Genomic DNA, 23,249 nt, shown 5'->3' with positions numbered 1-23,249 from the left:
ATGAAAACCATCTTCGCAGCAATGCCCAAAAAAATGAGTTACCCTTTACCTTTTAGGCTGGTCCTTATTTTTCTTCTTTTATTATGGTGTGAAAGCTGTAGTTCAAAAAAAGAAGATACCTATTCCAATTGGGGCGTTTATAAAGCCGACTTAGAAAGTAGCAGCTACTCCCCTCTTGATCAGATCAATAAGGAAAATGTATCCAAACTTGCCTTGGCATGGGTTTTCGAACCCAATGACAGCATTTCCGGGGGCAGTCCACAAAACAGTGAAAGTAACCCTATCATTATTGATGATGTGCTGTACACCACCTCTGCACGTGGACGTCTATTTGCAGTTGATGCCGTCAACGGCACATTAAAGTGGAGTTTTGATCCATTTGATGGTGAGCGAGGAGGCGGAGTCAAACGAGGTGTAGCGTATTGGGAGGACGGAACAGACAAACGTATTCTTTTTACCGGTGGGGATAAACTTTTTGCCATTGATGCATCCACCGGAATGCCGATCCCTTCATTTGGGGACGAAGGTAGGGTCAACTTAAACGAAGGCATGCGTGGCGATCCGGATAAAATATCGGTGATCCCCACTTCACCGGGAATTATTTTCGAAGATTTATTGATCTTGGGCACTGAGGTTTCAGAGCTCTACGGAGCTGAACCCGGACATGTTAGGGCATACGATGTACATACAGGGGAATTAAACTGGACTTTCCATACCATTCCACTACCAGGACAAGTTGGCTATGAATCATGGCCAAAGGATGCATATAAGTATGCCGGTGGTGCCAACAGCTGGGGAGGATTTAGTCTGGATATTTCCAGAGGGATAGTTTTTATGGCCACGGGCTCCCCTGCCTACGATTATTATGGTGCAGACCGTAAAGGCATGAACCTGTTTGGTAACTCTGTAGTAGCGGTGAATGCCCGAACAGGAGAATATATTTGGCATTTTCAGACCGTACATCATGACTTGTGGGATTATGATTTGTCCGCACCACCAAACCTTGTAACCGTAGAACATGATGGCAAAAAAATAGATGCTGTTGCCCAAACTTCCAAAGTAGGATTTCTTTATGTATTGGACCGAGAAACCGGAGAGTCTTTATTTCCAATCGAAGAAAGGCCTGTACCAGCCTCCGATGTTTCCGGGGAAGAGGCCTGGCCAACCCAGCCCTTTCCACTAAAACCTGCTCCCTATACCAAACAATATTTGGACGAAACAGATCTTGCCAATTACTCGCCTTCCTCTCGGGATTCGTTGGTGAAATTATTTCGCTCTTATCGATATGAGGGACTTTTTACTCCTCCATCCGTGAGAGGAACCTTACAGTTTCCGGGTTCACGCGGAGGATCAAGTTGGGGTGGTGCGGCTTTTGATGCCAGCACCGGCCTGCTATATGTTAGATCATATAATTCACCGGAAATCATGCTCATGAAGAAGGTAGAGCCGGAAAATGCCATCACCAACCTGTCCGTTTATAGGCAAGGAGAATCGATATATAACACCTATTGTGTCAGTTGCCATGGACGAGATCGAAATGGAGATGAGCAGGGAAATCCTTCCTTAGTGGGATTAAAAGGTCGAATCAGCGAAGGTGATGTGCTTAACAAAATAAAGCAAGGAGGAGGTAAAATGCCTAGTTTTTCCAGTGTTATTACAGACAAAGCAAAGGAAGAAGCTATTTTAGCCTTTCTCTTTGAGAACGAAAATAAAGCACATCCTCAGCAAGAAGAATCCCTTCTAAAAGAAATCAACAGCAATCAGGGAGCATCACCCGAAACCCAATCCGTAGACAGTCTTCCACGATACCTGAACCTTACAGCTTATGGGTATTTCAGGGATATAGAAGGAAGGCCGGGTATAAATCCACCCTGGGGCATGCTACATGCGATTAATTTAAATTCAGGAGAATATGCCTGGAGTGTACCTTTAGGCAATAAGCCTGAGCTTCAGGAAGGTTCGCAGGACACAGGCGAAGCAGGTTCAGCCGGGCCCACAGTTACTGCAGGAGGACTTGTTTTTATAGCAGGAACGCGGGACAACAAATTCCGGGCTTTTGACAAAGATACGGGAAAAAAGCTTTGGGAAATCGACTTACCCGGGTTTGCCAATGCCAATCCAAGTACCTATATAGTGGATGGCAAACAGTACATCGTACTTTCCGTTGGTGGGAATTCAAAAAATACAGCCGGATCGGTAATGGCATTTTCATTGCCGGATTGATTAAATCAAAATAAAACTTTGTAGTCGTCCTAATCGTTTTTTAATTCAAAAGGTTAGATAATGAATTGGGTGGTTTTTTTGCTTTTTTTCTGCAGAAATACCACCCAATTCTCTATCTTAATTCCTTTCAAAACATTTGAGGAAAATGTGGTGTAGGATTAAAAAGAATATTGTTTTTTTTGGAGAAAATCTCATCACTCCGGCACATAAATAATTTCTCCATTGTCCAATTCATAGGCGGTTCCTACTCTTTTGCCCTTATTCCCCTCACTTTTGGTATCTTTATTGGATTTGTATCGGGTGATCTCCTCCCCTTTTTTGGTAATTATTTCCATGTTCTCCTTCCCCGGATTTTTTACCATAGTGAAATCTTCCTGAGTAAATATTTCGGACATATTGAAACGGGTAACCAAAGCAACCATCAGTGCTACAGCAAATACCATAGCAACGTCAAATAGATTGGCTACTGAGGAAATGGGATCATCGTCCGAATTTTGATTTAAAAAACTATTTTTTCTGTGTCTCATTCTCCTCTGTGATTAAATCTGAAATATAAATTAACTGAGAAAGATCTTTAGCAAACCATCGTTGTTTCACTTCAGTGAGTATATAACCAACCGCCCCTACGATTAGTCCTACTACCGTGGTAGAAAAAGCTACCTGCATATTTTCTGCCATGGAAGCGATATCTCCTGAAGCCAATCCTACAAGTGCAGGACCCATTGGGATCAGGGTTCCCATCAATCCCAATACAGGCCCCAACTTGGACATACTCTTGGTAGTTCCCAACTTTTTGGTCATTTCCAATTCAAAATCTGCCAAAGTTTTTTCTCGGTTTACCACAGAGTTTTTGGAAGCAAACAACTGCTGTAAATACCCGAATAATGGAAATTTCCCGGCAGGAATAACTTTATCTCCTAAACCGGAATTTGCTATTTCGCTAAGAAAAGGTGTCAAGCGTTTAGTGGCCTTTAAGCGGGCCAAGTAATCCCCATAAAAACTTCCCAAAGCAGCCAAAGCTTTTAGAAATAAAAACAATAACACTACGATTACCGGCAGCATAAGTCCGGTAGAAATCCAATACAACAGTTTATTTAGTATTTCCATTTAATTTTATTTGTTTACTAATTTGAGACCATAGCCAGCCAAATAGAACCATAGAAAAAGTTGTGGCTAAAACGATCAGCAAAGGGGTCAATTCAAAATTATTTAGTTGTGGTCTATAGGGTAATCGCTGACAGAATATGGTGATGACTACACCTCCTAGGACTTGCCCAAAGCTTAGGGTATACCTTAGCTCCATTCTCAAGTAGTTCTCAGGAATGATTTTCTTTATGCCTAGAGGAATGAAGACAAAACAAGTCACTAAGGCCATAGAAAAGTATATGGCGAGTGAATCAAAATCAATGGTTGAAAAAGAATAAAAGCTAATCATTTGCAAATAAAGTACTGCGGCCATCCAAAAAAGCCCCGGAAAATAACTACCGTATTTAATGTATTTATTTACAGACAGACCAAAATATTTTTTCAATAAGGCCAAGTCAATGCCAATAAATATCAAGGCTTCGATGACCTGAATAACCGCTAAATTTTGCATTTTTATTGGGTCTTCTAGCCAAGTTTCCAATTGTTCCTTACTCTGTTCAACTGTCCATGGATGCAAGAAATAGGCTATCAAGCCTATGGTAATAGCCAAGATAATTATGCCTAAAGTTTCCCATTGGCTTACCTGAAAAAGTAGGCTTAACAAAGCCAATGCAAAAAGCAATTGTATGACCAAATCCATATTATTCTTGTTTCCTTCTTTTGATGATCAGGAATACAAAAACCAATAATAGTAGTCCGACAAGTCCGTAGACAACTAGGTTTCTGTTTTCTTCGAAAGTTTCATCTTCCACTCCCTCGGTAAGGGTTTCTTTTTCTAACACCATTCCATCTTCAATATTCCGGGATTCCTTCACGGAATTGAGTGCGGCTTCATAGGTGGCAGCGGCTTCTTCTGAAAGATTTTCAGTGATGAATGCTTGCAATGCTTCGTTATTACATACAAATCCACTACAGCCTGCTTTATGGGAACTAATCAGCTCGGTATGCAAACTGCTGAGCTCCTTGATCTGATTTTCCGAGGCATTCCAATATCCTTTGCGAATAGTTTCAAGCATCACCGCTGTCATGTCTTGCAGGGCATATGGATTTTCTCTTTCAAAAAAGCCTTTGACATTAAGGTTTAGCTTATCATTTACATACACATCATGCAAATTATTCCAAAGTGCATCGGCCACATCTGCAGGCTTCATTACATTCCATCCGTAAGTATTCCGAAAAGTTTCTGCAAAGGTTTCAGCAGAACTTGCCCCTCCTTTCATGTATTCACTGATGTATTTAGGGTTTAAAAGTGTGGAACGGGCTTCCACCCAAATGGCCTCTTTTAGTCCTTGAATAGATGCCTTGGAAGGATTCCTGAAATCGTTGAAGTAAGCATCCGGATCATTGCCAGTAACAGAACGAACTGCCATGCTCAAGCCACCCATAAATTCATACACATGGTCTAAACTTAATCCACCCCAAGTATTGTTTTCCCTTGGCTGAACCACCACTTCAGTATTTTGTAGTGCAGCTTCAAAAACTCCTTTTTGAAATTCACCCCAGTTTTCTCCCTCATCATATATAGCACCCATATTGTTTAAATAGGTATCCGCCACTTCTTGCTCATCATCCCAACCATTGCCATTCTCAACCATTCCCATGATATTGGTTCCATAGTTGCCATTCACCCCACCAAATACACGTTGTGTGGACCATTCACGCGCTTGTTTTGGAGACATTCCCTTTTCCTTCATCACTTCCTCAGCTGCAAGAACTCCTGCTTTCACAAAGTTCTCTGCTGAATCTTCTGCACCGGCTGCCATTTTTACAGCTTTATTAATCATAAACATCCTTGATGCTGCCAAATCACGGAACTGACCGGAAGTCTGCACGATCACATCTACCCTAGGTCTTCCTAGCTCTTTCATAGGAATTAATCGAATATCTACTACTCTTTTAAAGGGATCACGTACCGGCTCTACGCCTAGTAAATAGAATATCTCAGCCACCATGGCACCTTCTGTACCAATGAAGTCTCCGGACCAAAGGGTAAAGCTTACTTTTTGAGGATATTTTCCGTGCTTTTCCAAATGGGTAGCTAACAAAGTTTCGGCAAGGGTAACGCCTACATTCCATGCTTCCGGAGAAGGGGTTTTTTCCGCATCAATAGAAAACAAATTACGTCCTGTAGGTACGGTTGCAGGATTGGTTATTGGATCTCCTCCCGGAGAAGGGGCGATATAACCCCCATCTAACCCGGTAAGAACTGCCTGCAATTCTGCTGAAGTGCTACTTTCTAAGTCCCTATGATATTTAGCTACAGAACGAACTGCTTGCTCAATATTTAGCACTGCCCTTGCAAATTCTTCTTCCTGTCTATCTAAAGCTAAAATCTTCAATTCAATTTTATTTATGGTTTCTCCCAATTTGTTTTCAAAATCAGCTTGGGAAAAATAAGTAGCTAAAGGTTCAGGTTTAGTTTCCTTTACCAAAGCCCAATTTATCTTATAGGTCTTAAGTTGCGTTAGATGTGTTAGTAGTTCTTTACGTGGGAGACGTTTTAGGTCGATGGAATTATTTGTTAGGCCTAGAGAATTGATGGATCCACCTTTGGTTAGCTTTTCAATGAGTGCTTTATCTGCTCGTTCTTTTTCTAAGGCTACCTGTTCCGCAAGGCCCTCATCCTGAAGAAGCTCAAAGGTCATTTGTCTAAGCGGTTCTTTCTGCATCATTTTTAACAAAGCAAAAACATCTTTCTGCTGGCCTACCTCTAGGGCTTTTGCCATAGCAGGAATGGCTTTTGCTACGGTTTTCGCCTTTTCCAGGGTTTTTGGGTCCAGTATACCGGAACTCTGTTTAAACTGTTTGTCAGAAGTCAAGTTCATAATAAATTCTACCCGATCAGGATGGGGAGAAATGGCGATAACCAGTCGTTTAAGTTCTTCTATTTCATTTGCACTAGGTCCTTTTGTCTCACTTTTTCCTTTCCTCTTTGAATTTTCTTTACCACTATCGTCATCTCCCATACTTATAAAACCTTTCACTATATCTGCATCGGACATACCAAGGGTACGTTTTTTCCATGCTTTTGCAGCAGCTAAATCCTTTGGATTAATCAGGCTTTTCAACACCTGCTCCACATCTTGACCATTTTTCAATTTACCTATGGTGGCTTTCGCCCGCTTGCGGTAATTTTGATCAAAATAGAGCTGATTGTCGAGTTGATTTTGTGTTACTTTTCCATCGAGTTTGTCCAAAAAGGACAAGCTATAGGCTATAGGATCTAAGGCCATTAGCATGGTAGTATTCTCTAGCTGTTCATCAGAATAACTATTGCCAATGGTATACAGCCCACCGGTTACTTTAGCGTTTCTTACTTCTTCTATATGATTGGAAAGGTTAAAAATGGTTTCATCATCTAGTTTGCTTGTGCTGTCTAAACCTAGATCCTTGTGTAAGTCAAGGTCAATGGCTAAATCTGAAATTGAGCTTCTGTATTGTTCACGAACAGCTCCTTTTGCAGCTACAAAAGCATTGAGCTTATCTCCTAGTTGTTTTAGATCTCCGGAGACCTCTGATTCCATAAAAGGAGGTGTGAGGTAACTTAGGGTAATGGCATAGCTTCGGCGTTTGGCTATAATCCCTTCTCCAACATTACTGATGGTATAAACATAAAAATGTGGTGAAACACCGATAAGTGCATCTGTCCAATCATATCCTGACAAGGCCACCTGCTTGCCGGGAGTAAATTCCAAACTTCCATGGGTACCCCAATGTATGATAGCATCTGCCTGAAATTCGTTTCGGGTCCAAAGGTAAGAGGCAATGTATGGATGTGGGGGAGCACTTTCAGTGCCATGGATAATACGGAAGGTGTCTTCTCCCAAACCTGCCAAAGGTTGGGGAAGCAGCACAATATTGCCAAATTGCAATCTTGCTACGGCAATATAATCTTTCCCACCTTTGCGACTGGAAAGGTATTCTCCGGGAGCTTTTCCATATTTCTCTATTACCTGCTGGTATCTTTCCTCTTCAAGATCCTTGGCCACCCACTGCTCATATTTAGAAGTTTCTATCATAGCTGGATTTCCCTTTTCGAGAAAATCATCAAAAGCTCCTTTGGCATATGGGCCAAGAACTGATCCTTGGGTATTTATCATTTCCCATAATTCATCTGGTGAATCCGGGAGATTTTCTACGGTATATCCCTCTTCTTTAAGTTTGACCAATGCATTGTATATGGAAGGGACTACTTCCATATTTGCAGCCACCATAGCATTGAGTCCGGGACCTTTAAAATAGTAAATGGCTATTTTTTTATCCTTATTGGATTTTGCTTTTAATGCCAACCATTTTTCAACCATATCCCCAAATTTTTGAAGCCTGTCCGGTATAGTTTGAAAAGACAAATACCCCATTTCATCTTCATATTGAGCAATAATCGCATAAGGGTTTATGCCTCCATCTAATTCCGGTAATACCACACTCATAGAGAGCAAAGCTCCTTCAAAGCCTTGAGGGTCATCTACCCACTCTTCATATGGTTGAAAAACACTAAGAGGAGTAAGCAAAGGGATATTTTTATCCTTAAGCCAAGAGATGGCTTCATTTTCTTGACCCAATGTAAGTCTTCCATGCGGCATCAAAATCACCAAGTCAGGGTTTACTTCCTTTAGAAATTCTAATCTTTTGGTTGCAGCAGAAATTGTATACACATTGAGATTACGTGCCTTCATCATACGTATAAGATCATCAATGTGCTCTCTATTTGAATTGAAAGGTCCGGGTACGCTGGTAAGTAAAGCCACTTTGGGTTGACCTGCTTTTATTTGCCCATTTTCCGTAAGGTAATTGTTATAAGTATTAAAATCCTCAAAGACTGCATCCTCTTCCAAATGGATAAATACATCTCTTGGGATTGGTTTTGGGTCTTCCGGAGCATTTACAAACCATGATTTTTTATCCATCTCTTGCCTTACATAAGACAAAAGGTTGGTGTAATTAGCTGTACCTCCATATTTAAAATAATCTGTCACCTTATCCAAAACTTCTCCTTTCAAATTGGTTACATCAACATTGGGGTTTGTTGCAGACTCTACAAAGAGGTTTACCCCTGCATACCCGGCAGATTGGAGCTGTTCCATTTGGTCAGGTGACATTTGGAATCCACGGCCAAATACAAATACTGCTGCATAGTCACGGACTTTGTCAAGTTCATTCATCTCAAGCACATCAATTTGAATCCAATTGCTTTTATTGGATCTACTAATTCGTGAGAGTTGAAATTCTTGATAGTTGATAAAGGCAATCTTGGTAGTACTTACATGCTTATTATATAAGCTGGACCCAATGAAATACAGGATCACAATGACGAGACCAAGAACTATCTTTTTGAGCAAGGGTTTTTTAAGGCGTTTCATAAAGGAGATAAAGTTAAGCCCTGAAGGCAAAAGCCTACAGGGCCATTAATAAAGATGAATTATTCCTCTAAAAGAGCATATTCAAAGGTTGGATTGCCATTTTCAGCATTTTCACCTCCTTTATATGCGAGAAAACGAACTTTATAAAAATTATCATCTTGATCTTTAACCAGGTAGGTTACAAAATCATAAATTTTATATACTCCGGAGCTGTGCGGGGTCAGAATATGTAACCAAGATCTTCCAATGGCATCCCCGGCACTAGAACTTCCAATGCTGTAAAAGTCACTCAACCCAAGTGAATTATAATTGCTTTCCTCTATGGTTTTGAGGTTCTTCTCTGATTCCGGATCATCATTTAGTTCCAAAGAAGCAAATGGATCATCTACAGCTACCTCTACACCACCGTAATGATTGATCAAAGCTGCAGCAGACAAACGGTAAACATCACAGTTAATACCGGGCATAGCTCCGCCCCCTAAAGCAACGCAAGGCGCTCCTGTTCTGACGGACACCCCTGTTAGCACAAAGTCCCAATTATCGGGCTCCACCGATACGCTTTGTTGAGAGATAAGGGAATAAAATGTAAAATCACCCGCTCCAAATGTTAGGTCGGTGGAAATAAAATCAGTGCCATCCAGGTTGGCATACTGTAAGGAGGCACCTGTAGAAGAATGGGATGTAATCATGACTTTCTTTTTACCCAAAGTATTCCCATTTTGGTCTATTCCCATATCCAAAATAAACGGTACATTTACTTCCCATCCGGCCAATGCTGTGTTTGACAAGTCTCCGTCCTCAGCATCATATGCGTAAACCAGACCTCCATCAGTATTTATTTCATCGAAGGATTGTCCTTCAACATTAGTTACCGCAACTTTTTTAGCAGTATTGGTTTTAATGGCCGTACCATTATTTTCAAAGGCAATTTCCCAGGTATTGACCGGAACTGTTGTTAATAAACCTTCAGATAGATTTACATATACCTGTGTAGAAAGGTCTGACCCCATTGAAGCGGTAAGGGTGGCACCTAGTTCAATTTCATCGTCTTGAGGAATCGGATCATCTTCCGTGCAATTGCTTAATAAAAGGATGGCAAAAACCGCCAAAACTAAAGATTGTAATAATTTCATTTTTTCTAATTGATTAAGTAGTTGATTTTAATGAATATTGTTCTTCCCCAACTAATGGGATAAAATGCTTCTCTTCCTGTTTGCAATACCAAGCCTTTAGAACCCTCTCCTTCCAAACTGATATCGGTTACATCGAAAAGGTTTTTTGCACCTAATGTGGTAAATATCCTTCCACTCATTAAGGGTTTGGACAAGCTTATATCTAAGGTTTGATAAGGATCCAATGTCAGCACTCCAATTTCTCCGTCTTGGTTTCGAGAAAACTCAGAAATGGCGCCGTTGTACTTATAAAAAAGATTGATCTTTGTATCCCATTCTTTCAAATAATGACATGCATTGATATTGGCTTCAAGACTATTGTAAAACCTGTCATCTGCTTCACTACCCGAACGTGCAAGTAGACCCAAACCGGGATTCAAGCGGAAGCCATTAGGCCAGGCAATTTCAGCGGTAAGATTCATACCATAGGATTTGAAATTGGGTATGTTCTCATAAACCCTGGCCACAGGCACGGTTTTAGGAACTTCATCCGGCAGGTTATCTCTGTCTACAATTTGTATAAGGTCAATTTTATTGTCTATTCTTGAAAAGAACAGAGATGAGGTAAATGCAGCCTTTGCCCCAAATATCTCCCTTCTGAATGTACCGGAAGCGTTGAGATTGCTTCCTACCTCAGGCCTAAGGTTTTTGTTGCCGACGATATAATGATTGGCATCAATAAACTCATAGTACAATTCACGTACTGAAGGGGTTCGATAGCCTTGACCATAGGATAGTCTAAAATCAAAATTCTCATCCTTGGTGTACATGACATTTAAGGAAGGAAGTAATGGCAGGTTGGCATTTAAAAAGTTTATTTCACGGGTATCATAACTATTGCTATAAGTGTAACGTACAGAAGGTTGTACTTTAAACCTTTTACTGATTGGGATTTCTAAAGCAGAGAATAAACCATATTCATTGACATTGCCTTTTGCCTCAGTACTTATCCTTCCACCTTCGGCATAATTGAGGGAAGCTTCATAGCCTGTTGTCAGATATAGCCCTTCTTTTTTATCTGTATTTCCATAAACATAGGTCCCTCTGAAAGTATAAGTCTCAAAGCGGGTGGTATCATGATCTTCAGCATCCGAACTTAACCACCTGATATCATCGATGATGTCCTGGAGGTATTTTGTACTTGATTGTTCGAATGAAGAAAATCCATTGACTAGATTTAAATATCCTTTTTCTGATAGCTTGCCCTCTATTACGAATGAAGCATTTAAGCGGTCCGTATTGTTATAATTGTCATTTGCAATGTCTGAGATTTTATTGGTACTGTTGTTAAAGGCTCTCGTGGCATTTCCGTGGCTTGTAGAGTTTTGCCATAATCTATCCACTGCGGCAACCAAATTTAAGTTTCGAATTTTCGTTCTTAATTTTGCATTGACAAGGTATTGCGTTCTTGGAACCCAGTTTTTTTTCCTTTCTTCGGTAGATGAAAATCCATTGAACTGGTTTCTAGCGCCTCCAATACTTACAGAAGTATTGTCCCAGCCTTTAGCCAAGGTAAAGTCTGCATTGTACTGCCCTACACTTTCATAATATAAACTGCTATTGACATTCCAATCTTCGCCGGTATGTGCCTTGGTAATGACATTAATGGTTCCGGCCAAAGCATTGGTCCCGTATTGAACGGAGAGTGGACCTTCCACTATTTCTATACGCTCCACATTGTTCATATTGATCTGACTAAGGTCAAATTCACCACCGGTACCATTCACTAAAGGAATCCCGTCAATAAGGATTTTCACGTTTGGACCTGAAATTCCCTGCATAACTATTCTGGTTCCTAAAACATCATCCTGAATGGTTTTTAGATTTAACTGTGTTTGTAAAACATCACTTAAGTTAACTGCCCCCCTGGCTTCTATAAGGGCTGCATCAAACTTCTTGACTTTGTATAGTGAATGGCGCATGGTGGTAGGTGCAAATGCCCCGGTAACCACTACTTCATTGAGACCCAGTAAATCTTCTTCTAAAGAAATGGTAACTGCTTCCCCCGGATTAATTGTCTTATTGACTCCGATAAAGCCCAAATAACTAATAGTAATCTCAGAAGACCTTTCCAAGGGGATTACGGCTGTTCCGTTAGCATTAGTTAGCCAGCCACCGGGGGAATCCTGATTGGTCAATTGAATAGTAGCTCCAATAATTGGCAATTGATCATTGGAGGCTATCACTTTAATGGTTGTGCTTACCTCTTGACCAAACAGCGCTAACGGAACCATAAGAAGGATTAATAAGAAGCCTGTTAAAGGCCTAAGGGTAATTAATTTATTCATAGGGTGATAGGTTGAGATGTGGTTAAATTCTTACTGTAAGCCAATAACTTCAAGGGCTAAGCAATTGACAGGCTGATCATTCGTAAACGTTTATATTGGCCAGGTATCGTAGAATGGTGTACCCAACTCCAAGGCCCTTACTTCATCATCGGTAAGCAAACAATTATTAAGGTCTGCAGTAATTCCATCTCTATCCATTTCTTGCCCTATAAACACAAGCTCAATCATCCGATCCCCCCATTGATGGTCCCATTTATCCATGATAAAAGCTTGATTTTCTATAAATAATGGATTGGTTTCTCTTTCTACTGTGGAGAGCCCCGCCCACCATCTTCCGTAAATTTCTGCTTTTAGCGAACCTCCTGCCTGGCTCCATAATATGGCTTTATCAGGTCGGGAAGCCATCCAGAATATTCCTTTGCTTCGGATAATACTGGTGGGAAAATGCTGACCGATGTATTGAAGAAATCTTTCCGGATGAAATGGTCTGGGGTTCCTAAATACAAAAGAGCCTATTCCATATTCTTCTGTTTCCGGTTGATGAGCTATTCCTTCCTTAGCTCGGTCAAGCTCAACCTGCCAACCGGCTGCCTCTTCGGCAGATTCATAATCGAATAGACCTGTATTGAGTATTTCTTTGGGATCAATATTGCCATTTGAAGTACAGATTATCTTAGCAGTAGGGTTAAGTTTATGAAGGGTGTTTTTCAATAATCCCAACTGACTTTCATTCACCAAATCCATTTTATTTATTACCAAAACATTGGCAAATTCCACTTGGTCAGTGAGTAGGTTAACAAGAGACCTTTGATCCTCCGGATCGTCGGTCATCTTACGCTGAAAAATATTTTCTGCACTGCCAAAATCTTTAAAAAAATTACAAGCATCTACCATGGTAACCATGGTGTCCAGGCGACTGTATTTAGTAAGGTCCAAAAGTTCTTCACCACTGGCAAAAGTAAATGTTTGCGCTACCGGAATGGGTTCTGAAATACCTGTACTTTCAATGAATAAATAATCAAATTTATTCATCTTAGCCAGTTTTTCCACCTCAAGCATAAGGTCTTCTCTCAGCGTGCAGCATATGCAGCCATTGCTCATTTCCACTAACTTCTCCTCAGTTCTGGAAAGCATTCCTGAATTTTTAATTAATTTTTCGTCAATATTTACTTCACTCATGTCATTGACGATGACAGCAACTTTAAGCCCTTCTTTGTTATTAAGCACATGATTGAGTAAAGTAGTTTTTCCTGCCCCAAGAAATCCACTAAGGACCGTTACAGGTAGTTTTTTGAGTTGACTAAATCGATTTGTCATGTTTGTTCTAAGCTTGAGTAGATAATTTCATTATATGAAACCCCTTTATTCAGATGGATACAAGATTTTTAAATTATGGTGTTTTTTATTCAACTTTTCAGTAGGGCAAATCCAGTAATAGGTGATCTCAATTCTAGATTATTTGTGAAAAGAAAAATAATTTGGTACTAATATTATCATTGGCTATAGAGAATTCCTGTTTCCATAAATTATTAATCTACAGTTACAATGAGTTTCATAAACCTATTATTGAACGGAAGCAAAACTCTCTAAATAACCTCTGCCATTACTGATTTGGAAACTTAAATTTCACTTCAGAATAGGCAATAATTCATTCAATGCAGTTCTAACTCGGGGAATTAATAATAGTTAAGTGTGTTCAAATAAGTGATCGCTTTCCCTTACTAAAGGTGTTCAGCAAGAAGTTATTTTAGATTGGGTAAGGCCTAAAATAGAATGCGATAGCATGGTGAATGATAAGAAAAGGGATGATACGCTAAGAAATAACCGGAGGGCCCCTTAGAAAATTGAAAATTGCATTTTTTCCAATTAAATGATTGATAGAAACTGTATAGAAGGATGGATTTGGGAAATAAATTTCCGAGAAAAATGCAATATGAATATATGCCGTTTGACTTTCATATAAATCACAAAGGGAACAATCTACAGTGGAATCAATGGTAATTGCTTCTTGCCTATCCGAAGTCTGATAATGGGAATGGCCGTATGTGTAAACACCAAACAGGAGCGGCACAACCATAAAATAGGCAGCTAAATATTGGGAAGCGATATGTTTGCTGATGTTCACTTTTGTAAAAGTAGGATAAATTTAAATTTAACGCAACACTATTGCATTAATAAAATTTACGTATGTTTTATTTATTTTGGTAATAAGCTCCCATTAATTTTTGTCTTATACAACATATGTACCTAGTATTGTGAGGGCTTTCCTGAAGCTAAAGCAATAAAAATTGTGTAAATTCAAATTCTAAACAACGCAATCATGAAAAAGAATATTTTAATTGGAGCAGGTGTAATTGTTTTAATTTTTATTATTTGGGTAATCTATGGATTATTTATAGCCACACCGGCAAGTCCTCCATCCACTACAACTTACAATGAAGGTGGATTGGAAATTACTGTTGATTACAGCCAACCATCCAAAAAAGGCAGGCTAATTTTTGGAAAAGCAGAAGACGATGCCCTACAACCATATGGTGAATATTGGCGATTAGGAGCTAATGCAGCCACAGAAATCAGTTTTAACAAAGATGTTGTTTTTGGTGGAAAGCAGTTGGAAGCAGGTACTTATAGGATGTATGCAGTTCCGGGCCCAGATGTATTTAAAGTCACCTTAAACAGTGAAGTTGATGTATTCTTTGGTGTAGCAGAACCTGACCACGAACTTGATGTTTTGACAATAGAGGCACCCGTAGAACAGAATCCTACGATTGTGGAGACATTTACCATTGCTATTGAGTCATCAGGACCAGGGGCAGTGATCAACTTTAAATGGGACGATGTGATCTTTACTATACCTGTAGCGCTTCAATAAACGATGGCTTTCTCCAAAAAGAAATGGCTGTGGTTGGCCTTTTCAATTTTGTTTTTTCTGGGATTCAGCTATTGGTTGATTGGAAAGATTCAATATCGACTGCATGTGATGGACGTGGAAGCGTACGAACCTGTGTCTACTTTAAAGGTTCCGGAACATCTATTGACCCAAGCCAAATATCCTTTCGTAGATGTTCACAATCATCAATTTACCATGCCCATCCAAAACCTTGATAAATTGGTGGCCGAAATGGATGAGCTTAATATGGCCGTGATGGTTAACTTAAGTGGTTTTAGGGGGAAGTACTTAGAGTGGTCCTTAGATAATGTCAACAAAAAGTATAGTGATCGATTTGTACTTTTTATGAATATTGACTTTGAAAAACTGGATGATGAAGGTTGGCCGGAAAATACTCTTGATATAATGGAGAATGCCGTAAACATGGGAGCCAAAGGACTAAAGGTTTATAAAAGCCTTGGCCTGACAGATAAAGACAATGATGGAAACAGGATCCGAGTAGATGATCCTCGGTTAGACCCTATATGGGCCAAATGTGGAGAATTAGGTATCCCGGTTTTGATCCACACCGGTGAGCCGGCGGCTTTCTGGTTACCTAAAGACAAATACAATGAACGATGGTTGGAGTTAAAACAGTACCCCAGCAGGTACAAGGACCCAGAAAACAACCCTTCGTTTGAAGAGGTAATGGCCGAACAACATAACATCTTTAGAAAACATCCCAAAACAAAATTTATAGCTGCACACCTGGGTTGGTTTGGGAATGATTTGACCCGCTTAGGAAAAATTTTGGATGAAATGCCCAATGTATATACGGAGTTAGGGGCAGTGCTTGCTGAATTGGGAAGGCAACCTATTACCGCCAGAAATTGGTTGATTCAATATCAAGACAGGGTTTTGATGGGAAAAGACAGTTATAATAAGCAAGAGTATTATACTTATTTTAGGGTTTTGGAGACTTATGATGAATATTTTGATTATTACAGAAAGCGGCATGCCCATTGGAAGATGTATGGCCTAGGCCTCCCCGACCCTGTCCTTCAAAAAATCTACTATAAAAACGCCTTGAAATTGATACCGGGAATTGACGCTTCTTTATTTGAAGAGGTAGTCGATTAATATAAGGTCGGAATCACGGATTTAATTTGATTGCACGGATTGTGCGGATTTTGGAACTTGAGTAATTATTATTCACGTCTGATCCGTGGTTCATCTTTTTTTTTCATCCTTTCCCGTTTGAATCACTGATTTTTGGCGGATTACACGGATTGCACAGATTTCTTGGAACCCTAATCAGTGAAATCCTTTAATCCGTGATTCAACGATCATTTACAACACCAATCGCTTAAATGTGAGACTTTTACTTCCGAAGTTAATCAGTAGCCCGACTTTTAACCTATAAGCTTTTAAATAGTTCAGCACTTGGGCCAAATGAACGTCTTCTAAATGAATTTTAGCTTTGAGCTCCACTAAAACTTTTCCTTCTACTACAAAATCAGCTCTTCGAGTTCCGATTGGTCTTGTTAGGTCTTTGTAAAAAATGTCTTGTTCAATTTCTCTGGCAAATTCAAGATTCAACTGTCTCATTTCCCATGCTAGAGCCCGCTGATAAATGACCTCTTGAAAGCCATTGCCCAAAAATTTATGAACCTCAAAAGAGGCTCCGATAATCTTTTCTGTGATATCACTATGTTTCAACTCCATATTAAAACCAAGAAAATATTGAATTCGCCTATTACTAAAGTTAATAAAAAATATACATAGAAAGAAAGCCACAGAAAACTAGCTTAAATCATTTTTAGAATCTTAATTAAATGAATGGCCATTGATAAAAGCTAAAAATTTGGGTTTGTATTGATCAGAAACGGTGATGCGCTGATCATTGATTAGGATCTGGCTGCGTTCGATTACATTTATATTATTAAGAGAGACAATATAAGACCGATGCACCCGCATAAATTGACTTTCAGGTAATTCGTCCTCCAACGATTTAAGGCTCATCAGGGTCAGAATAGGCTTGGATTGGTCTTTTAACCAAATTTTGATATAATCCTTCAATCCCTCAAAGTACAATACTTCAGAAAGTTTGATCCGAACTTGCTTGTATTCAGACTTTACAAATAAAAATTCATTACTCTCCACTTTCTCAGGAGCTGTTTGTTTTCCTCTAACCAAATTAAACCAAGTACTGGCCTTATTTGCTGCAGCCAAAAACTCTGCATAATCAAAGGGTTTCAATAAATAGTCCAAGGCTTCTACTTTGAACCCTTCCAATGCATACTCGTCGAAGGCCGTAGTAAAAATTACTCTGGTTTCTTTTGGAAGCAATTTCGAAAATTCTATACCTGTAAGATCAGGCATCTGAATGTCCAAAAATAGCAGATCAACAGGTGTGGCTTTTAAAAATTCCATGGCTTCAATGGCACTACTACATTTTCCTTTTAAATCCAGAAAGGGTGTTTTATTCACATAACTTTCCACAAGGTTCAATGCCATCGGTTCATCATCTACAATCAGACATGAAATTTTCAAATTCTTCATTCAATTTTAAGAAGTTTCTATAGTTAAAGTAACCAAAAAACGATTATCAATTAGCTCATGCTTAAATTGATATTTATTAGGATATAATAATTGCAATCGTTTTTCAAGATTTTGAAGCCCGATTCCAGAACCACTTTTATCTGCTACTTTTTTCGGAAAGTTATCATTTTCAATTTTAAAAACCACAATATCATTGTCCAATTTCATATCCATTTCTATCAAATTTTCATTTCTGGCTGAAATGCCATGTTTGAATGCATTTTCTATTAAGGAAATAAATAACAAGGGTGCTACCGTTATGCCTGTGTTGATAGTGGGGAAATGATAGTTAACTGTTGTTTTATCAGAAACCCTAAGCTTCATCAACTCAATGTATTTCTTCATAAAATCAATTTCTTTGGATAAGGGGACTTTTTCCAAATTTGTTTCATAAAGCATATAGCGCATCAACTTACTTAAACTGTGGATGGATTTTTTGGCTTCTTCCGGAGAAATATCCACAAGCGAATAAATATTGTTTAATGAGTTGAAGAAAAAGTGGGGTTGCAACTGATAATGCAGGTGTTGTAACTCAGTTTTTAATTTATAGTTAGCGGCTTCCTTGCTTTCAGCTTCAGTTTTCACCCATTGCTGGGTAGTTTTTATGGCAATGGCAAATATCAATGGAGCCATATAGGAAAGTAACTGAACATAAATAAACATCTTAAAGGAAGGGCCATTGTCTCCATTCTCACGAGGTTTTCTTACAAGCTCAGCAAAGAAAGTATTGTCAATGCCTTCTCTCAACCATAATAAAATTACCAGCAAGATAATATTGAGCCCGATAAATTCAAGCATTTTCTTTTGGAACAAAAATCGGTCAATAAAAAGAAAATAATTGACATAAAAGATAATGGCATAAAATACCAGAGGAATCCAGAAATGAGCAATTACTCGACTTAACTCCTGCTCTTGTCCATAAGATAAGACATATGGCATGCTGAATAAAACAAACCACACCAAAAGGTGAGAAAAGGTCGTTATTTTCTTGTTATACTCCATAATAATTATTCGTATCGTAATGCTGTGATCGGATCCAGTGCTGCAGCCTTTCTAGCCGGATACCATCCGAAAAAGATACCGGTTATTGCACACACTGCAAAAGAAATAACGATTGAATACAAGGCTACACTGGTTGGCCAATGTAAGAACTTTTCAATAAAAACTGTAGCACCAAGTCCCAATACTACTCCAAGCAAACCACCGGTAATGCTGATAAGTATGGCTTCAATTAGGAATTGCATTAATATATCTGCTCCCCTTCCCCCAATTGCCATGCGGAGTCCAATCTCCTTGGTCCTTTCTTTTACAGAAACATACATAATGTTCATGATACCTATTCCCCCAATCAATAAGGATATACTTGCAACAGCTACCAAAAGTATGGTCAGCATTTCTGTGGTAGAACTAAAAGTGGAAATTAACTCTTCCATTGAACGTACGCTAAAATTATCCTCTTCGTCATCCCTTAATTTATGCTGTGTACGCATGATATCAATCACCTGAGTTACGGCTTCCGGGGCATCTTCTTCGCTTACAGCTGATGCCATTACCTGATTCAAGTAATCTATGGCAAGAATTCGTTTCTGAACTGTTGTATAAGGTGCAATAACTACATCATCTTGATCTTGGCCAAATGTATTTTCTCCTTTTTCTTCCAATACTCCGATTACTTTAAATGGGATATTGTTAAATCGAATCATTTGCCCCACAGGATTGGTGCCATCGGGAAATACATTTTCCACAACAGTTTGCCCAATTAAGGCAACCTTGGCGGCAGCTTGTACTTCAGCATTGGTAAACATACTGCCATTTTGAAGATCCACCACTTTAATTTCCAAGTACTCAGGGTTTACACCATAAATAGTTGAGGGCCAGTTATTTGATCCATTGATCACTTGCCCCCCACCATTGACCATAGGGGTTATATGGCTCAATAAGGTAGCCTCATCCCGGATGGCTTCATAATCCTCGAAGGTTAATGTTTGCATGTCACTAGCACTTCCTCTTACCCCTCCTCGCACCTCAGCTCCCGGACGAATGGTGATGATATTAGATCCCATATTGGAAATACTTTCCCTTATACTGGCCTTTGAGCCTTCCCCTATGGCCAGCATGGCTATAACTGAGGCCACACCAATAATGATCCCAAGCATCGTCAATAGACTTCTCATTTTATTGAGAACAATGGCTTTAAAAGCAACTTTCAATAAGTTTAAAATTCTCATGATTAATGATCTTCAATGGGTAATGCTGCCAATTCTTTCTCAGCAGATAAAATATTAGTATTGAAATAATCCTTGATTATATTGCCATCTTTGAGTACAATGGTCCTGTTACTAAAAGATGCAATATCAGGCTCATGCGTAACAAAGGTGATGGTGATTCCTTTTCGATTTAATTCCTGAAACAAGGACATGATTTCATAGGAGGTTCGGGTATCCAGGTTACCTGTAGCTTCATCAGCAAGAATCATGACTGGATCGTTAACCAGAGATCTTGCAATGGCTACACGTTGCTGTTGTCCACCGGAAAGCTGGGAAGGGGTATGGTGTAACCTATCCCCTAGCCCTACCATTTTCAATGCTTTAATGGCTCTAGATTTTCTTTCCGTCGAATTAACTTTCCTATTGTACAATAGTGGCAATTCTACATTTTCTATGGCTGTAGTTCTGGGGAGTAGATTATAGGATTGAAAAATAAACCCAATTTTTTCATTTCTTATGTTCGCCAACTGGTTTTTACTTAAATCCTTTATACTGACACCATCTATCTCATAACTTCCGGAACTTGGTTGATCCAAACAACCTAATATGTTCAGCAAAGTACTCTTTCCGGAACCACTTGAGCCCATTATGGTAACAAACTCTCCTTTATTTATTGTAAATGAGATTCCTTTAAGAGCGTGAACAGTTTCCGTCCCCATGGTAAAGGAGCGTTTAAGCTCATTTATTTTAATGATTTCTTTGCTCATGGCTATTTTATTTTTTACGGTCTCCCCCTGGTCTTTGGGGCATAAATGGACTTTCGCTACTAGCTTCTTTTGCAACTTCTTGGCTGGTTTGTTTTAAGCTGTATACCAATTCATCACCCTCATTAATACCGGATAGGATTTGAACATTTACCCCATCACTAGCTCCAATATCTACAGTTTTAGCAGTCAGTGAACGGTCTTGATTTAAAACCCACACCTGGGTCTTTTCGCTCTGCTTAATTGATTTAGTAGGTGGCAAATTATTTTGCATATTGTATTCATTCAAACTTTCAACATCCGGAGTAAAATTTATAGCCTTGGCCTCAGCGCTAAGCACATCATTCAATTCAAGGGTATAAATAGAAATTGTTGCTGTCAATCCGGGTTTCAATTTAAGATCCGGATTATCTGCTCGGATCACCACAGTATAAGTCACCACATTTGAAGTAATTGTTGGATCCAATCTAACCTGGGTCACTTCACCCTCAAAAGTTTCTCCAATATATGCATCAACAGTAAAGGTTACGCGTTGGCCCTCTTTGACATACCCGATATCTGCTTCATCCACATCTGCTTCCACTTGCATTTCTTTTAAATCCTGCGCAATGGTAAATAATGTCGGTGTACTATAACTGGCCGCTACTGTTTGCCCTTCGTCGATGTCGCGGGAAAGAACCACCCCGTCAATAGGAGAATAAATATTGGCATAACCCAAATTGGTTTTAGCCGCTTGAAGATCAGACAAACGCTGCGTGACAGTACCTTTGGCTGTTTCATAACTGTAAAGCGCTTCATCATAATCTGACTTACTTATCACTTTATTTTCATAAAGCTTCTTTTGTCTTTCAAAAATGGTTTCAGTATATTTTTTTTGACTTAAAGCATTATCATAAGCAGCTTGGTTTTGGGTAAGGGCAGCTTTGAGGTTTGTCTTGTCCAACTCGGCAATAAGTTGCCCTTCTTTTACTTCACTGTTATAATCAACATATATTTTTTCTACCACCCCAGATACCTGTGTACCCACTTCCACCTGAGTAATAGGTTCCATGGTGCCGGTGGCGGTGACCAAAGTGGTAACATCCGCCTTTTTGGCTTTAACCGTTTTCGCTTCCATTAACACTGCATCCTCTCCATTGATAAATTTATAAGCCACAAGAGCAAGTATTACCAATAGAATGCTGCCAACGATGACATATTTTTTAGTTTTCATGTTAAAATTAATTATAGTTTAATGTCGTTTCCTTGATAAAATTGTAACAATTGGTTGTACAGAATATTTAAATACTTGGCTTGCAAGTAATTTTGTCTGGCATTGGTATAGGTGTTTTGACTGATTACCAAATCTGTAGTGCTCAAATCTTCAAGTTCATATTTTTTCTGGGCAAGCCTGTAAGATTGTTCAGCCGCTTCCTGAGAAGATTTTGCAGCAAGCAATTGCTCTTGGGCTGAAACGGCATTTTGATAGGCGGTTTCAACATTTTTGTAGATGACTTTTTCTGTATTTTGTTTTTGAATCTGCGCTTTTTCTATATTCAAAGCGGCTGATTTCACTGCTGATTTGGTTTGATTTCTGTTAAAAATCGGAATGGTTAAGGTCAATCCAAGTCTTTGGTTAAAATTGGAATTGTATTGATCTGAAAAAGAAAGGTAATTGATGCTGGTATAACCGGTACCTACACTACCATTCAAGGATAAGGTAGGCTTGTATGCACCTTTAGCAATGGCCAATTCTTTTTCATTGATTGCGATATTTAGATCGCTAACCTCAACTTCCGGTAAAAACTGAAGCGCCTTGTAATAAATGGCTGTCTTATTAAGTTCAAGATTTATTAAATCCAAGTCTTTGTCAATGGTTTGGATGGCAATCTCCTGTGTTGGAGACAATTCCAACAATTGTTTTAGGTCAATGATGTATTGCTCATAGGTGTTTTTTGCCGTGATTACATTGAACTTGTTTGTTGCTGCCTGGCTTTGTGCTTCAGTATAATCCGATAAGGCGATGGTTCCTGCATCCAATCTCGCTTTGGCACGTAGGACTTCCTGTTCAGAAGCTTCCAAGTTGTTCTCTGCAATGCTAATGCTTTCTTTGCTGTACAGGGCTCGTAAATAGGTCTCCAAAATATTTAGGGCAATGTTATTTTTCTCCACTTCTTCTTGAAAAATACTTTGCTCCATCAGCAATTTATTTTGTTCAATCTGGTTGTTCAGTTGATTGCCTTGATAAAGGGTCATGGAACTGTTTATACCTAAATTGTTACTATTAATTTTTTCAGAGACGAAATCACTGGTAATGGGATCTATACTGTTACCACTTGTAAATGTTTGTGAAGCACTTCCAAATAAATTCGGTAATCTAGCGGATTTGGCCCTGTCGTAATCGACTTCCGCCAAGTCTGTGTTCAGTACAGCATCTTTAACAGTGATATTATTTTCTAGGGCATAATTTATACAATCTTCCAGTGACCAAATTTCGGGGCTGGGTGCAACTTCCTGTGCATTGATGGGCTGCACAAAAAATAAGCTAAATATAAGAAGGTACCGTTTCATTTTTTAAAGTGTTTTAGATTAACACTTTAAAGGTGGGATAATATGCTATTTTATTAAAGTACAATAGAC

At 39.2% G+C, this 23,249-nt stretch carries 18 protein-coding genes; 3 read left to right on the top strand and 15 right to left on the bottom strand.

Annotated features, from left to right (window positions below; genetic code table 11):
• The gene (locus tag Q4534_RS01235) at nucleotides 1–2,223 is read left to right on the top strand and encodes a PQQ-binding-like beta-propeller repeat protein (protein WP_303611345.1); all 2,223 of its coding nucleotides are present in this window, start codon (nucleotides 1–3) and stop codon (nucleotides 2,221–2,223) included.
• A gap of 194 nt (nucleotides 2,224–2,417) precedes the next feature.
• Here the strand turns inward: Q4534_RS01235 and Q4534_RS01230 are convergent, their stop codons facing one another.
• The 8 genes from Q4534_RS01230 to Q4534_RS01195 form a co-directional block, all read right to left on the bottom strand.
• Nucleotides 2,418–2,750: a DUF2149 domain-containing protein gene (locus Q4534_RS01230; protein WP_303611344.1), complete on the bottom strand. Its 333-nt coding sequence runs from the start codon at nucleotides 2,748–2,750 to the stop codon at nucleotides 2,418–2,420.
• Nucleotides 2,731–3,330, bottom strand: coding sequence for a MotA/TolQ/ExbB proton channel family protein (locus Q4534_RS01225; RefSeq protein WP_303611343.1), 600 nt, complete (start codon nucleotides 3,328–3,330; stop codon nucleotides 2,731–2,733). The genes Q4534_RS01230 and Q4534_RS01225 overlap by 20 nt, the downstream gene beginning before the upstream one ends.
• The gene (locus Q4534_RS01220; protein WP_303611342.1) at nucleotides 3,314–4,009 is read right to left on the bottom strand and encodes a hypothetical protein; all 696 of its coding nucleotides are present in this window, start codon (nucleotides 4,007–4,009) and stop codon (nucleotides 3,314–3,316) included. Before Q4534_RS01220 ends, Q4534_RS01225 begins: the two co-directional genes overlap by 17 nt.
• Nucleotide 4,010: 1 nt before the next feature.
• Nucleotides 4,011–8,729 carry a cobaltochelatase subunit CobN gene (locus Q4534_RS01215; protein ID WP_303611341.1) on the bottom strand — a complete coding sequence of 1,573 codons (4,719 nt, stop codon included), beginning with the start codon at nucleotides 8,727–8,729 and terminating at the stop codon, nucleotides 4,011–4,013.
• 59 nt (nucleotides 8,730–8,788) lie between these two features.
• Nucleotides 8,789–9,862 (bottom strand): HmuY family protein, encoded by a 1,074-nt coding sequence (locus Q4534_RS01210; protein WP_303611340.1) that lies wholly within the window; start codon nucleotides 9,860–9,862, stop codon nucleotides 8,789–8,791.
• 5 nt (nucleotides 9,863–9,867) lie between these two features.
• Nucleotides 9,868–12,189 (bottom strand): TonB-dependent receptor domain-containing protein, encoded by a 2,322-nt coding sequence (locus Q4534_RS01205; RefSeq protein WP_303611339.1) that lies wholly within the window; start codon nucleotides 12,187–12,189, stop codon nucleotides 9,868–9,870.
• Between the two features lie 90 nt (nucleotides 12,190–12,279).
• Nucleotides 12,280–13,506, bottom strand: a complete 1,227-nt coding sequence (locus Q4534_RS01200; RefSeq protein WP_303611338.1) for a GTP-binding protein — start codon at nucleotides 13,504–13,506, stop codon at nucleotides 12,280–12,282.
• 496 nt (nucleotides 13,507–14,002) lie between these two features.
• Entirely contained in the window at nucleotides 14,003–14,314 is a 312-nt protein-coding gene (locus tag Q4534_RS01195) for a hypothetical protein (RefSeq protein ID WP_303611337.1), read from the bottom strand.
• 195 nt (nucleotides 14,315–14,509) lie between these two features.
• Between Q4534_RS01195 and Q4534_RS01190 the strand changes: the two genes are divergently transcribed.
• On the top strand, nucleotides 14,510–15,061 hold the full coding sequence (locus Q4534_RS01190; protein WP_303611336.1) for a DUF2911 domain-containing protein: 552 nt from the start codon (nucleotides 14,510–14,512) through the stop codon (nucleotides 15,059–15,061).
• 3 nt (nucleotides 15,062–15,064) lie between these two features.
• Nucleotides 15,065–16,198, top strand: coding sequence for an amidohydrolase family protein (locus tag Q4534_RS01185; RefSeq protein WP_303611335.1), 1,134 nt, complete (start codon nucleotides 15,065–15,067; stop codon nucleotides 16,196–16,198).
• Between the two features lie 210 nt (nucleotides 16,199–16,408).
• On the opposite strand, the gene Q4534_RS01180 is transcribed toward Q4534_RS01185, so the two are convergent.
• The 7 genes from Q4534_RS01180 to Q4534_RS01150 all read right to left on the bottom strand — a co-directional run bounded on the left by Q4534_RS01180 (nucleotide 16,409) and on the right by Q4534_RS01150 (nucleotide 23,180).
• Nucleotides 16,409–16,783 carry a GxxExxY protein gene (locus Q4534_RS01180; protein ID WP_303611334.1) on the bottom strand — a complete coding sequence of 125 codons (375 nt, stop codon included), beginning with the start codon at nucleotides 16,781–16,783 and terminating at the stop codon, nucleotides 16,409–16,411.
• 102 nt (nucleotides 16,784–16,885) lie between these two features.
• Complete coding sequence (locus tag Q4534_RS01175) at nucleotides 16,886–17,620, bottom strand: LytTR family DNA-binding domain-containing protein (RefSeq protein WP_303611333.1); 735 nt, start codon at nucleotides 17,618–17,620, stop codon at nucleotides 16,886–16,888.
• A 6-nt stretch (nucleotides 17,621–17,626) separates the two neighbouring features.
• Nucleotides 17,627–18,661, bottom strand: coding sequence for a sensor histidine kinase (locus Q4534_RS01170; RefSeq protein ID WP_303611332.1), 1,035 nt, complete (start codon nucleotides 18,659–18,661; stop codon nucleotides 17,627–17,629).
• 5 nt (nucleotides 18,662–18,666) lie between these two features.
• Entirely contained in the window at nucleotides 18,667–19,887 is a 1,221-nt protein-coding gene (locus Q4534_RS01165) for an ABC transporter permease (protein WP_303611331.1), read from the bottom strand.
• Nucleotides 19,888–19,889: 2 nt separating this feature from the next.
• Complete coding sequence (locus tag Q4534_RS01160) at nucleotides 19,890–20,633, bottom strand: ABC transporter ATP-binding protein (RefSeq protein WP_303611330.1); 744 nt, start codon at nucleotides 20,631–20,633, stop codon at nucleotides 19,890–19,892.
• 7 nt (nucleotides 20,634–20,640) lie between these two features.
• The gene (locus tag Q4534_RS01155; RefSeq protein WP_303611329.1) at nucleotides 20,641–21,843 is read right to left on the bottom strand and encodes an efflux RND transporter periplasmic adaptor subunit; all 1,203 of its coding nucleotides are present in this window, start codon (nucleotides 21,841–21,843) and stop codon (nucleotides 20,641–20,643) included.
• An 11-nt stretch (nucleotides 21,844–21,854) separates the two neighbouring features.
• Nucleotides 21,855–23,180 carry a TolC family protein gene (locus tag Q4534_RS01150; protein ID WP_303611328.1) on the bottom strand — a complete coding sequence of 442 codons (1,326 nt, stop codon included), beginning with the start codon at nucleotides 23,178–23,180 and terminating at the stop codon, nucleotides 21,855–21,857.
• Nucleotides 23,181–23,249: the final 69 nt, after the last annotated feature.

The sequence above is a fragment of the Cyclobacterium sp. 1_MG-2023 genome, assembly GCF_030546805.1.
Taxonomy (GTDB): Bacteria; Bacteroidota; Bacteroidia; order Cytophagales; family Cyclobacteriaceae; genus Cyclobacterium.
This window is presented reverse-complemented; position numbering and strand designations above follow the sequence as displayed.

Excerpts from the sequence above, each read along its gene's own strand:
- Q4534_RS01165 (WP_303611331.1), bottom strand. The coding sequence starts at position 19,887 with ATGAGAATTTTAAACTTATTGAAAGTTGCTTTTAAAGCCATTGTTCTC.
- Q4534_RS01215 (WP_303611341.1), bottom strand. The coding sequence starts at position 8,729 with ATGAAACGCCTTAAAAAACCCTTGCTCAAAAAGATAGTTCTTGGTCTC.
- Q4534_RS01200 (WP_303611338.1), bottom strand. The coding sequence starts at position 13,506 with ATGACAAATCGATTTAGTCAACTCAAAAAACTACCTGTAACGGTCCTT.
- Q4534_RS01175 (WP_303611333.1), bottom strand. The coding sequence starts at position 17,620 with ATGAAGAATTTGAAAATTTCATGTCTGATTGTAGATGATGAACCGATG.
- Q4534_RS01170 (WP_303611332.1), bottom strand. The coding sequence starts at position 18,661 with ATGGAGTATAACAAGAAAATAACGACCTTTTCTCACCTTTTGGTGTGG.
- Q4534_RS01220 (WP_303611342.1), bottom strand. The coding sequence starts at position 4,009 with ATGGATTTGGTCATACAATTGCTTTTTGCATTGGCTTTGTTAAGCCTA.
- Q4534_RS01185 (WP_303611335.1), top strand. The coding sequence starts at position 15,065 with ATGGCTTTCTCCAAAAAGAAATGGCTGTGGTTGGCCTTTTCAATTTTG.
- Q4534_RS01205 (WP_303611339.1), bottom strand. The coding sequence starts at position 12,189 with ATGAATAAATTAATTACCCTTAGGCCTTTAACAGGCTTCTTATTAATC.
- Q4534_RS01160 (WP_303611330.1), bottom strand. The coding sequence starts at position 20,633 with ATGAGCAAAGAAATCATTAAAATAAATGAGCTTAAACGCTCCTTTACC.
- Q4534_RS01150 (WP_303611328.1), bottom strand. The coding sequence starts at position 23,180 with ATGAAACGGTACCTTCTTATATTTAGCTTATTTTTTGTGCAGCCCATC.
- Q4534_RS01210 (WP_303611340.1), bottom strand. The coding sequence starts at position 9,862 with ATGAAATTATTACAATCTTTAGTTTTGGCGGTTTTTGCCATCCTTTTA.
- Q4534_RS01190 (WP_303611336.1), top strand. The coding sequence starts at position 14,510 with ATGAAAAAGAATATTTTAATTGGAGCAGGTGTAATTGTTTTAATTTTT.
- Q4534_RS01235 (WP_303611345.1), top strand. The coding sequence starts at position 1 with ATGAAAACCATCTTCGCAGCAATGCCCAAAAAAATGAGTTACCCTTTA.
- Q4534_RS01225 (WP_303611343.1), bottom strand. The coding sequence starts at position 3,330 with ATGGAAATACTAAATAAACTGTTGTATTGGATTTCTACCGGACTTATG.
- Q4534_RS01180 (WP_303611334.1), bottom strand. The coding sequence starts at position 16,783 with ATGGAGTTGAAACATAGTGATATCACAGAAAAGATTATCGGAGCCTCT.
- Q4534_RS01155 (WP_303611329.1), bottom strand. The coding sequence starts at position 21,843 with ATGAAAACTAAAAAATATGTCATCGTTGGCAGCATTCTATTGGTAATA.
- Q4534_RS01230 (WP_303611344.1), bottom strand. The coding sequence starts at position 2,750 with ATGAGACACAGAAAAAATAGTTTTTTAAATCAAAATTCGGACGATGAT.